The organism is Bacillus sp. FSL R10-2201, assembly GCF_038008665.1.
Taxonomy (GTDB): Bacteria; Bacillota; Bacilli; order Bacillales; family Bacillaceae_G; genus Bacillus_A; species Bacillus_A mycoides.
The window spans coordinates 2023009-2036801 of record NZ_JBBOZP010000001.1; the positions used below are offsets into that span (position 1 = coordinate 2023009).

The 13793-nt window shown below is 35.2% G+C and carries 17 protein-coding genes and 2 pseudogenes; 15 read left to right on the forward strand and 4 right to left on the reverse strand.

Features of this window, described 5'->3' with window-relative positions; translation table 11 throughout:
- Positions 1 to 7 precede the first annotated feature (7 nt).
- The 6 genes and pseudogenes from NSQ69_RS10520 to NSQ69_RS27740 form a co-directional block, all read left to right on the forward strand.
- Positions 8 to 1591: a lipase family protein gene (locus NSQ69_RS10520; RefSeq protein WP_016102144.1), complete on the forward strand. Its 1584-nt coding sequence runs from the start codon at positions 8 to 10 to the stop codon at positions 1589 to 1591.
- Between the two features lie 39 nt (positions 1592 to 1630).
- The gene (locus tag NSQ69_RS10525) at positions 1631 to 1891 is read left to right on the forward strand and encodes a hypothetical protein (protein ID WP_215585986.1); all 261 of its coding nucleotides are present in this window, start codon (positions 1631 to 1633) and stop codon (positions 1889 to 1891) included.
- Between the two features lies 1 nt (position 1892).
- Positions 1893 to 2243, forward strand: coding sequence for a DUF4176 domain-containing protein (locus NSQ69_RS10530; protein WP_215585987.1), 351 nt, complete (start codon positions 1893 to 1895; stop codon positions 2241 to 2243).
- A 75-nt stretch (positions 2244 to 2318) separates the two neighbouring features.
- Entirely contained in the window at positions 2319 to 2477 is a 159-nt protein-coding gene (locus NSQ69_RS10535; RefSeq protein WP_215585988.1) for a DUF3952 domain-containing protein, read from the forward strand.
- A 150-nt stretch (positions 2478 to 2627) separates the two neighbouring features.
- Positions 2628 to 3416, forward strand: a complete 789-nt coding sequence (locus NSQ69_RS10540; protein WP_215585989.1) for a hypothetical protein — start codon at positions 2628 to 2630, stop codon at positions 3414 to 3416.
- 99 nt (positions 3417 to 3515) lie between these two features.
- A pseudogene (locus tag NSQ69_RS27740) lies at positions 3516 to 3638 on the forward strand (DUF3952 domain-containing protein); the annotation flags it as partial.
- Between the two features lie 300 nt (positions 3639 to 3938).
- Here the strand turns inward: NSQ69_RS27740 and NSQ69_RS10545 are convergent.
- Positions 3939 to 4724, reverse strand: a complete 786-nt coding sequence (locus NSQ69_RS10545) for a GNAT family N-acetyltransferase (RefSeq protein WP_215585990.1) — start codon at positions 4722 to 4724, stop codon at positions 3939 to 3941.
- 131 nt (positions 4725 to 4855) lie between these two features.
- On the opposite strand from NSQ69_RS10545, the gene ytfJ reads away from it, so the two are divergent.
- From ytfJ to NSQ69_RS10565, 4 genes are all read left to right on the forward strand, one after another.
- Positions 4856 to 5281: a GerW family sporulation protein gene (gene ytfJ / locus NSQ69_RS10550; RefSeq protein ID WP_002127061.1), complete on the forward strand. Its 426-nt coding sequence runs from the start codon at positions 4856 to 4858 to the stop codon at positions 5279 to 5281.
- A gap of 160 nt (positions 5282 to 5441) precedes the next feature.
- Positions 5442 to 6218 carry a hypothetical protein gene (locus NSQ69_RS10555; protein ID WP_002085994.1) on the forward strand — a complete coding sequence of 259 codons (777 nt, stop codon included), beginning with the start codon at positions 5442 to 5444 and terminating at the stop codon, positions 6216 to 6218.
- Between the two features lie 51 nt (positions 6219 to 6269).
- Positions 6270 to 6590, forward strand: coding sequence for a hypothetical protein (locus NSQ69_RS10560; RefSeq protein WP_002127064.1), 321 nt, complete (start codon positions 6270 to 6272; stop codon positions 6588 to 6590).
- 69 nt (positions 6591 to 6659) lie between these two features.
- A complete protein-coding gene (locus NSQ69_RS10565; RefSeq protein ID WP_002012518.1) occupies positions 6660 to 6872 on the forward strand; it encodes a hypothetical protein in 213 nt (70 codons plus the stop codon).
- A gap of 30 nt (positions 6873 to 6902) precedes the next feature.
- On the opposite strand, the gene NSQ69_RS10570 is transcribed toward NSQ69_RS10565, so the two are convergent.
- The gene (locus tag NSQ69_RS10570; protein ID WP_001253195.1) at positions 6903 to 7241 is read right to left on the reverse strand and encodes a hypothetical protein; all 339 of its coding nucleotides are present in this window, start codon (positions 7239 to 7241) and stop codon (positions 6903 to 6905) included.
- 358 nt (positions 7242 to 7599) lie between these two features.
- Here NSQ69_RS10570 and NSQ69_RS10575 point away from each other — a divergent pair, with 358 nt between their 5' ends.
- The 5 genes and pseudogenes from NSQ69_RS10575 to NSQ69_RS10595 form a co-directional block, all read left to right on the forward strand.
- Complete coding sequence (locus NSQ69_RS10575) at positions 7600 to 8280, forward strand: class I SAM-dependent methyltransferase (protein ID WP_002186017.1); 681 nt, start codon at positions 7600 to 7602, stop codon at positions 8278 to 8280.
- 93 nt (positions 8281 to 8373) lie between these two features.
- Positions 8374 to 10062, forward strand: a complete 1689-nt coding sequence (locus NSQ69_RS10580) for a formate--tetrahydrofolate ligase (protein WP_002031556.1) — start codon at positions 8374 to 8376, stop codon at positions 10060 to 10062.
- Between the two features lie 90 nt (positions 10063 to 10152).
- Positions 10153 to 10680: a hypothetical protein gene (locus tag NSQ69_RS10585; protein ID WP_002065080.1), complete on the forward strand. Its 528-nt coding sequence runs from the start codon at positions 10153 to 10155 to the stop codon at positions 10678 to 10680.
- A gap of 19 nt (positions 10681 to 10699) precedes the next feature.
- Complete coding sequence (locus tag NSQ69_RS10590; RefSeq protein WP_002012513.1) at positions 10700 to 11869, forward strand: DEAD/DEAH box helicase; 1170 nt, start codon at positions 10700 to 10702, stop codon at positions 11867 to 11869.
- A 14-nt stretch (positions 11870 to 11883) separates the two neighbouring features.
- Positions 11884 to 11964 (forward strand): annotated as a pseudogene (locus NSQ69_RS10595) (VOC family protein); the annotation flags it as partial.
- Between the two features lie 44 nt (positions 11965 to 12008).
- Here the strand turns inward: NSQ69_RS10595 and NSQ69_RS10600 are convergent.
- Complete coding sequence (locus tag NSQ69_RS10600) at positions 12009 to 12647, reverse strand: zinc dependent phospholipase C family protein (RefSeq protein ID WP_002135913.1); 639 nt, start codon at positions 12645 to 12647, stop codon at positions 12009 to 12011.
- 29 nt (positions 12648 to 12676) lie between these two features.
- A complete protein-coding gene (locus NSQ69_RS10605) occupies positions 12677 to 13663 on the reverse strand; it encodes a quinone oxidoreductase family protein (protein ID WP_002127072.1) in 987 nt (328 codons plus the stop codon).
- Positions 13664 to 13793 lie beyond the last annotated feature (130 nt).

A 13793-nucleotide genomic window follows, 5' to 3' on the forward strand; every position in this document is an offset into this window, starting at 1 on the left:
ATTTTTTTTGAAGAAAGGTGTGGAGAAAAAAGAGGATTTAAGAATAACCTCTGATATGGGAAAGTTAGAGCTCGCTGGGCAAGATATATATAATTTTAGAGATGGCAAAGAACCGTATAATAATATTGGGGAGGATGCCCAAGAGAAAAACGAAGATCTCTTAGAAAAAAAATTTAATGCAAGACTAATAGATTCTGCAGAAGATAAAGACACCGGATTTGCTGCTTACGCATTTAAAGATAATAAAACAGGAGAAGTTATTATTTCATATGTTGGGACGGAACCTGGAAAAGACAACAATAGTGATATAGTAGTAGATGCAGAGATAGGTGGTCACAATTTAACCAATGCAAATAAATTAGTGTTTAACGATTGGGAACATGAGTTAGAAGTAAAACAATATGATCAAGGAGAGGCATTTTACGAAAAAGTGAAACAATATGCTGATGGTAAAACCATTAGTATAACAGGACATTCTTTGGGCGGAGGTATTGCAAATACAGTAGCATTAAGGCATCAAGAAGACGATATTGATGTTTTAGCGCTAAATCCAGCACCAGTTTTAAATCGAGATGTAGATAAGTTTGGTAATGGCTTTGATATGAAAAATGTTCGGAATATCATTAATCAGAATGATCCACTACATATTGGGATAAAGGCAGCAGACTTCACACTTCCGGGAAGAATGTATAAAATTCCGAACCAAGCAGGACACTCATATGCTTTTACAGAGAAGGATTATGATGAAAGTGGGCACCTAATATGGATTGATAAACTAGCAAGTGATAACGACACGGGGTGGGATATTATCCCAGGTTTTATGGAGTTTTCTCAATCTACTGGGGCTATATACACAGGAACTATACATGATGTATTTCATAGGAAAGTTTCTATAGAAGAAGAAAAGGTAGCTGGAACTGCAATTAATTTAATACTAAGTGCAACGCCAATTTCTACTATTATAGGTGGAATATTAGGTTACTCGGACATTGTACAAGGTAGTAAGGAGCTTGAAAAGCTAAGAGATAAAGTTCAAGAAGGGTTTTCAAGGTTAAATACAAAGTATGAAGGGCTAAAATCTCAAATTACAGGAGAAGCAATCCAATTTAGTATAATGGCTACAATTGAAATTAAGGGTGCAGTAGATACCGCTATAGAGTGGATTGAAACAACTTTAGCGAAATGTAAGGAAAAAGTTTTAGAAGTATTAGAGTCTGTATTTAATACTGCTATAAACTTTTTAGCTGGAAGTGTTGTAGTATATTTAGCTACAAGTGAAATTTTAGAAATTGCAAAAGAAGTAGCAGCTTCTTACGTGCAAGATTTACTAGATTTATTTAAGGGAGATTTTGTGGTTGATACAAATGTAGCTGCAATTGTATCTGAACATATATTAAGTCATCGTCACTCATTGTTAAATCTCTTTATGAATGATAACAGCAGGGGGATAAACCGTTCTTTATTAGGTGAAATTGCTAAAGATGTGAAGGAGTTATCAAAAGATTTAAAGCAATTAAACGACGATGTTTCAGAAGCGGTATTTTCTATGTTTGCAAAAGACGAAGAATTAGGAGCAGTTTCATATTATTAAAACTCCAAGTTTATAAATTTAAAAGAGAGGGGTATAAAGGTGGATTTACATACGATAATGTCAAGGGTTCATAGTACATTTCCAGCTAGTGGTGGACGAGAACAAATTATAAACGTTGTAGTGCAATTGGAAAAAGCAGCTGCATCTTTAACAGGGGAAATTAGAAGGTTAGAGAGTAGTATTGATAGTACATTACAAGGAAAAACACGTGAGGCATTTATTGATCGTATTCGTCAATTAGAGAAAAAAAGACAAAAAATAGAAGAGAAAATTAACGTACTAAAAGGGACAGTGAATTAATATGAAAGACTATATGGATAAAGTATTACCTTTAGGCAGTGTTGTGAGATTGGGTCTTAAAGAAGAGGAAGATGTGGAGTATGTAATCACTACGAGAGGTTTATTACTTGATGAAAACACATTCTATGATTATGGCGGGGTGTTGCATCCAGTGGGTTTAACCGAAGAGACGTATAAATTATTTAACCACGCGGATATTGCAGAGGTTAAATTTGAAGGGTATCGAAATAAAATTGAAGGTCAATTCGCAGCTAAGTTTAAAATGTGGCGGAATGAGTTTGTTGAAAAAGTAATTGAAAAAAATAAAAAGCAACAACAAGAACAAGAGTTAGAAATAAAGGGGAAAAAATAAATTAAAAAGGAAATAAGCTTTCCTCTTCCAAAATGGAAAGAGGAAAGCTTATTTTGATTGAATAAGGGTGTCAGTATGAAGTTAAAGAAGAAAGTTAAGATGATGATAGTTATGCCAATAACAATAAATTTATTAAGTGTATGTGGTTTTTGGGGGACGAAGATAGAACATGAGAGATTAGTAAAGACATTTGATGAGAAAGAAGACTATTTGAACTATCAAAAGGCATTCTGATTATGTACGGTAATTAATGTAGTGATGATATACATAAAAGATTATCTAAATTTAGTTACACAAAGATGAATGTACTTAAAAAAATTAGGAATGTAATGGGATTTTAGTGAATGGAAATTACTTAAACTGTATAGAAGGTGAAAAATCAGGATGTGGAAAATAAAAGAAGAAGATTTAGAACAATTTAGAATAACATGCAAAAGGCGTTTAAGTCCTGAGGGTGCAACAGGGTTTATGCTAGGAACAATAATTTTTGATTCATTAGTGATGTTTTTTATTATTTTAGCATTAACTAAAACAGGGTGGGCTTTCTATTCAAAACCTTTTGAGAAAGTAATTGTTAGTATGGAGCTTGTATTGTACAGCCTTCAACTAATTTTTTTAATACTATATTTATTTCCAAAAGCTCGTTTTAAATTTCAAAAACTACAAGCGCTTGTCGTATTATTATACGCATTTCAACTTGGCACTATAGGATGGACGGTTTTTATTCTTCCAGGGATGAGCGATTATTCAATTAATTCTAATACACTTATTTTTGTAAGTTTATTATTGTTAGGAGCAGTTGTTTTTCATATTGTCACAACAATTGATACATTTAAACAGGCAAGTAAAGGTGCGTTTAGTATGGATGAAAGAGCTACTTCATTTTTCAGTGAAACAAAATTGAATGTGCTCAAAGGAACTGTAATTTATGTGTTAAGTCTACTTATTTTAATTTATGTAAATAGTTCTTACTCATTAGATACAATGTTTGGCTATTTAATATTTACAGTGATTATGTATGCAGTAGCTATTGGTGCAGCTGAATTCCAATTATTAGCCTATTGCAGATTTAAATTTCCGTCATTTTATATTTCGTGGGAAGAACATGAAAGAGAACGCCAGAAAAGAGTAAAGCTTTATGAAGAAAAGGAAAAAAGAGAGGCAAGGAAATGAATTGAGGGAAGAATGGTTTGAATTCTAAAAGCTACATACTATAGACTAATTTTGAAGTTAGAATGAAAACATTATTCATAAGTTAACCAATAGAGAGGAGAGGGGAAATTAGTAGAAAATATGTTCCAAATCAAAACGTATTTTAATGGAAAAGAGAATAATAACCAAGATGTGAGACAGGAATATATTGATTTTAAAGCACAGTATAAAAAGAAGCAGTAATACAAGAAAGGAACTAGCACGTAAAAATAATAACGAAATAAGTGTGGTGAATGTTTCATAAATATTTCTATTTGTAGTGGAAAAAATTTGAGAATAAACATGCAGCCCCAATTGCTGGAGTAAATGCAACAATTGGGGCCATTAATCTGTCTAAATTTAGCTTGAATACATTAACATATTTTAGTTAGAGTCATCGCTTCACAAGTAGTTTCTCCATCTTCATAATAACGGTGTGAAATTTTTTTGTAATTTGCTTTTATTGCTAAGTGACAACTATTTCTGTATATAGAGTACCCCTTATTATCGATACATCGTCCACATTCCAATATCTTTAAACCCTAGTCGTTTATAAATACGTCCAGCTGCTGGATTGTTATAAAACAAACAAAGTGTTCGGCCTTCTTTCGTAAAGTCCTGAATCATTTTTTGTAATATGAACGAAGCGTATCCATTTCCGCGATAATTCGGGTGTGTACATACACCAACTACCATAGTGGATAATGAATTTTCAGCGGAAGTTGAGGCGGATGCGATGATTGCACCGTCTTTTTCAATATAATATGTACGTCCTGTATTTGTTTCGATAGCTTGCCTTAACATTTTTTCAGATTCATGAGCAGTCGGGAACTCAGCGATGTCACTTCGTAATTTCATAATTCGTTCTATATCATCGAGTGAGGCAAGTTTAATTGTTTCATGAATTGGTGTGCTAGGTAAGTTGCTGTCATTTAGACATTCGCAAAAATACATTTCATTTTTGGCGCCTAGTTGTACACTTGGAGCAGTTTCAAATCTTTCTACAATAGTTGACTTGCCAGAGAGTTTAAGCGGCTTATATGCGGAAAGAAGTGCCTCATAGTCAGTAACCATAAACTCTTCTTTACTATACGGTATAAATGTATCGTGAAAGCGAAGTAAAATGGATTTTAATGTTCCATTCTCTTTATATACGCCCCATAATTCTTGAAAGTCTGTTTCATAACCGAAAGCTTCTAAATCCCCAATAATAAACAAGTTAAGGGCTGCTTCTTCTTTTAGGTAACCGAATACTTGTTCATGATCTTTCTTTGTTAATTTTCTCATCATAAAAAATCGACCTCTTTTTTATTTTTCTAAATATTACAACTTAAGTTTTTTGAAATCAATATAAAATTTTATGTTTAGTTCACCAACTTTCGGAAAAACTAGGAAAGATATGACAAAGGAGGTTATGAACGGTGGATCATCCAATTCAAGGATTAATGAAAGCAGCAATGGAAAATTTAAAAGAAATGGTCGATGTAAATACGATTGTTGGAGAGCCTGTTCAAACGGCTGACGGTGGTGTAGTGTTAACGGTTTCTAAAGTAGCGTTCGGTTTTGGAGCAGGAGGTTCTGATTTCCAAACGAATGATGGACAAAGAGCGAACGGTAACCCTGCATTTGGTGGCGGTAGCGCGGGTGGTGTTTCTATTACACCAGTAGCATTTCTAGTCGTGAATAAAGACGGGGTAAATATTCTTCATTTACAAAATGCGACACATTTAGCAGAAAAAATAATTGAATTAGCTCCACAAACAATTGATAAAATTCAATCGATGTTCCAAACAGATGAAAAGAAAGAGGGAAATCATCACCCTCAAAACCCAGATGAAATCCTTTAAAAACGCCTGCTCATAAGCAGGCGTTTTTTCTTGTAATCAGTATGTAATAAAACACATGAAATTGTAAATAGTTTTTGAAGTTTTTTCTATGTTTCTAAAATTTTTCATGTTAAAATATGCTATAGAATTGAAACATATAAAACGAAGGTGGCTAGGTGCTTTGTCTGGAGGATCTGACCAAGTAAACAATATGATATATATTAATGGTAATCGTCGGGGTCATTGTTTTATTACATCTGGAATTACGTTTAAAGAGTTTGCAAGTAACATCCCTTCACCGCTTCATCAAGTATTGCTTTTAAAGCATAATTTTGAGTGGACAGATTTTCATTATCATACTTTATTTGAATATGTTGAGGAAGAAAACATACATAAACTCATTCAAGCAGAGATTGATGAATTTGATGAATTTTGTTGGGTAGATTTCGATGATGCAAGCGATTTAGATGAGTTAGAGCCAAAAGAAATTGCAGAATTATTATATTTGGCTCACAAAAAAGAACCACTTGGAAGAACGTTCTTCCCATTGTTGAAGAATAGATTCGTTTATTTTTCACATGATGACGGTTGGTACAACAAAGTGTATTACCGTAGAATCGGTGATTTTGTAGGAATGCTGAGTAAAGTGATTCCATATAAACTCGGTTCGTTTGGAAAGAAACGTTTTACTTTCTTCCAAAAATCAAAAATTTTCCCAGCAATTTCAAAGGAAGTTATCCTTGGGCTTATGCCGTTAATGGAAGATGGATTATACATTGATTTAGCGGGGAAAATTGAGTCGAGAAGAGGTCTTGAAATTCCGGTATATGTAGTAGGATCATTCGAAAGTACGGATGAGGTACTAGATAATATCGATGAATTGAAAGCGGAAGCAACAGAAACGGGTTGGCTCATTTTTGATAAGAAAGAACAAGAGTGGCAATGGGTTGTAGACTAAGAAAACTTGGCGCATGAAGTCAAGTTTTCTTGTCTTTTGAAAGGAGAACAAATGAAGAAATATTATACAATTGTGGGTATTGTAAGTATTATTCTCGTGGCAATATTACTTATAACTTGTCCGAAAGAATCAGATTTTAATTCGTATGTAGAGGATAAGTATGCATTGAAATGTGACGAGAGTAGCTTTGAATGCACGCAAAATGTAGATGAAAAAAAAGAGAAATTACAGTTTGAAAGTATTGATGCACGAAATGGTGTTTTCTTTATGACTGTAAAGCAAACGTATAAAACAGAAGCTGGTGTTACGAAAGAATATAGCGGAGTAGGTATATTCGGTACATTTCTTTTTGTTTCAGAGAAGACTTTCTAGTAATAGAAGGTCTTTTTTTTATGCTTATGTTCATATAGATGAAGTAAGACAAGCATAGGAGGGGTATTGATGAAGAAGGGATGTATCGTTTGTGGTGGTGAGGAGTTTTTTTCTTCAACATTATATGCACGTACGAAACAAGATTGGGCATATGCGCCAAACATGTACCGATTTGAAAAGGTGTTTATTGAGCATAGAGATGAAGAAAATTATCCAGTTTTTCAAGAAATTACAGCGAAGCATTGTTGTGGATGCGGTCATATCATGTTGTATCATGAATGAACACACCAAGTATAACTTGGTGTGTTTTTTTTAAAACGCTGACAAAGCAAGCGGATAGAGTAAAGTAAATAAAACAGAAAAACTACCAAAACCAATTGCGGTATATCCAAGTGTTCTCGCTCCAAAATTGACAGCTAATAAGCCAACTAAAATAGCAAGGGAGCCGAGTGTAACAGGATAAAAAGCAATGGAGAATAACGAAAGAAATAATGCGACATAGCCAATCATTGCACCGGTATTTGTACCTTCTATTTCATTTGCAATTTCTTTGCGCTCATGTCTAATCGGAATACCAGCCGGAGATATTTCAGCTGCATACTCTTCGTTTTTTTCACCACTTTTAAAATGATGATTTCTCTTTCTTCGCATGTACATCCCTCTCTTTCAATTGGGTGTATCTATAGTATCTTTCATAAGGAGCAGAACATGAGTATGAGTTAAACCCAAGTAAAGCAAAAATTGGAGAAAATAGATTCCGTTGTTATCCTGTTTATCCCGCTATTTGCCGTGCAGTAAGACCCCCACCTCAAAATTCGGCTGGAGCAAAGAAGTTAGATGGGAGTCGGGCTGCCAGTAAAAGCCCGATTGGTTCAAATAATAATCAGTGGGGGCGAACAAACACCCCCACTGATTAAAGTTTCACTTTATCTCCTTATGAAGATAAACAGGGATTTTGGAACATGATGTAGAATGAAATGAATGATAATACGTGAAGGTAGGGGAATGTATGGCGAAGTTTAATTGGCATGAATCGGCAGAGAAAAAATGGGATAACGATGCAGAGTTTTGGAATCAAAATAGTCAAGAAATGTGGGATAGCGGGAGCAGGAGTACAATCATTCCATTTTTTGAGCAGTACGTGGAAAAGGAAGTACAAGTGTTAGATGTTGGCTGTGGTGATGGGTATGGTACATATAAATTAAGTCTTACTGGCTACAAAGCGGTTGGGGTGGACTTATCGGAAGTTATGATTCAAAAGGGTAAGGAGCGCGGAGAAGACCCAAACTTATCTTTTATAAAAGGTGATCTTTCTTCATTACCATTTGAAAATGAGAAATTTGAAGCAATTATGGCAATTAATTCTTTAGAATGGACCGAGGAGCCGTTGCGAGCATTAAATGAAATAAAGCGTGTTTTAAAGAAAGATGGATACGCATGTATTGCAATTTTAGGACCGACAGCAAAACCGAGAGAGAACAGTTATCCGCGCCTATATGGCAAAGACGTTGTTTGCAATACGATGATGCCTTGGGAATTTGAACAGTTAGCAAAAGAACAAGGATTTGAAGTTGTAGATGGTACCGGCGTATATAAGCGCGGAGTAAATGAGAAGATGTTAGGTCAGCTACCTACAGAGTTACAACAAGCGTTAACATTTTTATGGGTATTTATGTTAAAAAACGTATAACAAAATTGAAGGGTTTTAGGAGGTAAATAAGTGCAGAAAATACAAAAAACTGATACAATATCATCAGAATCAATTAAAGGGGGACTAGGGTATATGACAACTACTACAACAGTTAAATCTGATATTGAAATCGCACAAGAAGCAAGTATGAAGAAGATTCAAGAAATTGCAGCTAATTTAAATATTTTAGAAGAAGAACTAGAGCCATACGGACATTATAAAGGCAAGTTATCTCTTGATATTTTTAAGCGTTTACAAGATGAGAAAGACGGTAAAGTTGTTTTAGTAACAGCGATTAACCCAACTCCAGCAGGAGAAGGTAAATCAACAGTAACAGTTGGTTTAGGCCAAGCTTTTAATAAAATTGGTAAGAAAACAGTAATTGCACTTCGCGAACCATCTCTTGGACCAACAATGGGATTAAAAGGTGGAGCAGCAGGTGGCGGTTATTCTCAAGTAGTACCAATGGAAGACATTAACCTTCACTTTACTGGAGATATTCATGCGATTACAACTGCCAATAACGCATTAGCGGCGTTTATTGATAATCATATCCAACAAGGAAACACACTTGGAATTGATACGCGTAAAATCGTTTGGAAACGCTGTGTTGACTTAAATGATCGTGCCCTTCGTAACGTAGTAATTGGCCTTGGTGGACCGGTTCAAGGTGTACCACGTGAAGACGGTTTTGATATTACAGTAGCATCTGAAATTATGGCCGTATTCTGCCTTGCAACAGATATTCAAGATTTAAAATCACGTCTATCTCGCATTGTTGTTGCTTATAATTTTTCAAATCAACCTGTAACAGTTAAAGATTTAGGAGTAGAAGGAGCGTTAACACTTCTATTAAAAGATGCATTAAAACCGAACTTAGTACAAACATTAGAAAATACACCAGCTATCATTCATGGCGGACCATTTGCGAATATCGCTCACGGTTGTAACAGTGTTATCGCTACGACAATGGCAGCAAAATTAGGTGATTATGTTATTACAGAAGCTGGATTCGGTGCAGATTTAGGTGCCGAGAAGTTTTTAGATATTAAAGCACGTGCAGCTGGTATTAAACCAGAAGCGGTAGTTATTGTTGCGACTATTCGTGCGCTTAAAATGCACGGTGGTGTGGCGAGAGATCAATTAAAAGAAGAAAATGTAGATGCGTTAGCAAAAGGTATGGAGAACTTACAGAAGCATGTTGAAACAATTCAAAGCTTCGGTGTTCCTTTCGTAATTGCCATTAACAAATTCATTACTGATACAGATGCAGAAGTTGCATACTTACAAGAATGGTGCAATGAGCGTGGCTATGCAGTATCCTTAACAGAAGTTTGGGAGAAAGGTGGCCAAGGCGGAGTTGACCTTGCTGAGAAAGTGTTAAAAGAAATTGAAAAAGGTGAAAACAACTACGCACCACTTTATGAATTAGAATTACCATTAGAAGAAAAAATTCGTACAATTGCTCAAAAAGTTTACGGCGCAAAAGATATTGAATTTGCTCCGAAAGCACGTAAGCAATTAGCTCAATATGAGGGAGAAGGTTGGAGTAACCTACCGATTTGTATGGCGAAAACACAATACTCTCTTTCAGATGATGCAACAAAATTAGGTCGCCCATCTGACTTTATCGTTACAATTCGTGAATTAAAACCATCTATCGGTGCAGGGTTTATCGTTGCGTTAACAGGAACAATGTTAACAATGCCAGGCCTTCCTAAACAACCAGCAGCACTACAAATGGATGTAAATGAAGATGGAAAAGCAGTAGGTTTATTCTAAAAGGTTGTAATTCATCTCGTTTATCTGTAAACTATATATACATCAAGTGGCGCCTTTCCATCGAAAGGCGCCTGTTTTTTGGAGGAAATTATGTTTGATCCAACTGCTTTTGAAAATTTAAAGGTAATTGTGGAAGGAGCTGTCTATGATTTCGATTTACACGGTGATATTCTCGTAACGGATCGAAAAGATGTGATGGACCTTGCTTCATTAAGTCGTATGTATAGTATTTCATTTCAACTAACAGAAACATTTAAAACGATGGTAGAGGCGACATTTTCACTATCTGTTGATGCAAAGAATTTATCAGGTGAAATATTAGAAGTACCTCAGTTTATACCAGGTTGTGAAATGAAGCTGGAATTCTCGTTCGAAATGGAGCAACCAGAGATAGGATGCGAAGAAATTGAAACTTTATTGCATTCTATATGGGGAAAAGAGCGAATGATTACGCAAAAAATTTCATACGAATATAATAAGCAAGCGATTTCATATCATAATAAGGTAGAGGTTCTATTTCAAAAATCGATTACAGAAGACCATGTTGATGATTTAATAGCTGTTATTTCACACATGATAGAAACGGTGCGAACAATACAACATTTTCTTCAAAAATAGAGATAAAGGAGAAAAACAAATGATAAAAGATATGCAACCATTTTTACAACAAGCTTGGGAAAAGGCTGGTTTTAAAGAATTTACTGAAATTCAAAAACAAGCGATTCCAACTATTTTAGAAGGACAAGACGTTATTGCTGAATCTCCAACTGGAACAGGAAAAACATTAGCGTACTTATTACCACTTTTACATAAAATTAATCCTGAAGTTAAACAACCTCAAGTTGTAATTTTAGCGCCAACTCGTGAACTTGTTATGCAAATTCATGAAGAGGTTCAAAAGTTTACAGCAGGAACGGACATTTCAGGTGCGTCTTTAATTGGTGGTGCGGATATTAAGCGCCAAGTTGAAAAATTAAAGAAACATCCGAGAGTTATTGTCGGTTCACCAGGACGTATTTTAGAGTTGATTCGCATGAAAAAATTAAAGATGCATGAAGTGAAAACGATTGTATTTGATGAGTTTGATCAAATTGTAAAACAAAAGATGATGGGTGCTGTACTTGATGTAATTAAATCAACGATGCGCGATCGTCAATTAGTATTCTGCTCGGCGACAATAACAAAAGCTGCAGAAGATGCGGCACGTGATTTGACAGTTGAACCACAATTAGTACGTGTAACACGTTCAGAGGCACAGAGCCTAGTTGAACATACGTATATCGTTTGTGAGCGTCGTGAAAAAAATGATTATATTAGAAGAGTTATGCATATGGGAAATGTAAAAGCAGTTGCCTTCTTAAATGATCCATTCCGTTTAGATGAAATTACTCAAAAACTGAAGTTCCGTAAAATGAAAGCAGCAGCACTTCATGCAGAGGCAAGCAAACAAGAGCGTGAAGTAACGATGCGCGCGTTCCGTAGCGGGAAATTAGAAATATTACTTGCTACTGATATTGCAGCACGTGGATTAGATATCGATGATTTAACACACGTAATCCACTTAGAGTTACCAGACACAGTAGACCAATATATTCACCGCTCAGGACGTACTGGACGTATGGGCAAAGAAGGAACAGTTGTTTCTCTTGTAACAGAACAAGAAGAGCGTAAATTACTTCAATTTGCGAAAAAATTAGGTATCGTGTTTACGAAACAAGAAATGTTCAAAGGAACATTTGTAGAATCGAAACCACCAGCACCAAAGAAAAAGAAACCAGCTTTTACTGGTAAGAAAAAGCCTAGATAAATAATGAGAAAGACGTAACTATGCCTACTGGTAAATTGTTTAACTTTGCTGATAGTGAAGGGAATTACTTTGCAGTAATGGGAAAAAATAAATAATTATATAGTTATGTGAAAATCCCCCTCGTAAATAATGAGGGGGATTAAATATTTGAAGTCAATTTTTTATTAACGAGTTGTTCTATAAAAAATGTTCCTTTTTCAATTGCAGTCTCAATATAACCAACGATTTGATCAAATGAAAACACTTGTAAGTTTTCGTGCAAGTGTTGCTCAGGATATAGCATATCTTCAAAAATATATTGCCGAAAAGCTAAAACATTCTTTCTAGAAATCTCCTCTATATTCACAATGTTAGCCTCTTGATTAAGTAGGGCGAAGAGCTGCTGTTCTTTATCGTAATGATGCAACAATTGTGCGTTCAATAATTTAAAATCGTTATAGTACATAGGTGCGATAGTTTCGTCGTTTTCTATTCTGTTTTTAAGCCAAGGTAGAAAAAAGCCGCTTAGCCAATTATCATCGGCAATGAGGTGGGTATAATAACCTAAAATATAAGGGGAATCCAGATGATCTTCGTATTTATGAATAAATGAATCATAATCTATTCTTCTCGTATAGTTCTTCGTTGTACCAGCGTAAAAATGTGAAGTTCCTTTTTCTTTTTTTGAATGAACAGCATCAGGAGCTACACCACCAAGTAAGAAAGAAGTTTTATCTTGAATAGATAGTTTCTCTGCAATACCGCTCGCGATAATGATATGCATAATTCGTGATCCCATGAATAACACCTCTATTTCATGTATTCATTTTAGGGAGCTGTCTGAACGTGGAGTATTACTTTCCCTGTACTTTGTCTACTTTCGACCCATTCATGTGCTTTCCCTGCATCTTGAAGAGGAAAAGATTTCGTAGCTTTAATTTGTAAACTTCCATCGCGTAAATAACGGAAAACTTGATTCGCAGTTTCTTGAAGCAATTCAGGACGTTTTTTCCGTGTAGTGCCAAAGCTGAAACCGAGTATAGAACGGCAACTTGCGTGTAAATCTTTCGTTTGAAAACTACCAACTTCTCCGCTAGCATTGCCGAAATGGACGAGACGACCGTAATAAGCAAGGCATTCTAAACTTCTTTCGGACACAGTACCAGAAATAGAATCTAAAATAATATTAACGCCTTCTCCGTTTGTAAGTTGATTTATCCTCTCTACAAAATCTTCATCTTGATGACAAATAACATAATCAGCGCCAGCATCTAAAGCAATTTTTCTTTTTGCTTCATTTCCAACAGTACCGATAACTTTTTTAGCCCCTAATAGTTTTGCAAGTTGAATCGCTGTAGTACCAATTCCACCAGCAGCTGCATGGATTAGAACTGTTTCATCTTTTTGTAGTCTTGCAACATTTGCAAGTAAATTGTAGCTTGTAAAAGATACGATAGGGCAGGCAGCTGCAGCTTGAAAATCGACTTCATCAGGTAAAACGAAAGTAAGATTTTCGTTTGCGACAACGTATTCTGCGTAAGATCCGTTTTGAGGGAAAGCGATGACACGTTGTCCAGAATGAATATTTTTCACTTGAGAACCTACGTGTTCTACAATACCAGCTACATCTATACCTGGAATAAAAGGTAATGCTTTGTTTCCTTTTTTGCCATAGCGTGATTTAATATCGGCGAAATTAACACTAGTAGCAACAACACGAATTAAAACTTGATTGTCTGAAATAGCCGGCATCTCCACATCTGTATATTTCATCACTTCAGGACCACCGAACGAAGTTACAACGATAGCTTTCATATACATCCTCCTAAATTTGAATATATATATTATTTTAAATCTTTATTAGAAATTGGAAAATTATATAATTGTTATGCAGGGTTATAAGTGAAGCTTATGAAGTCATTGCATCATTATATTAATTTATTTG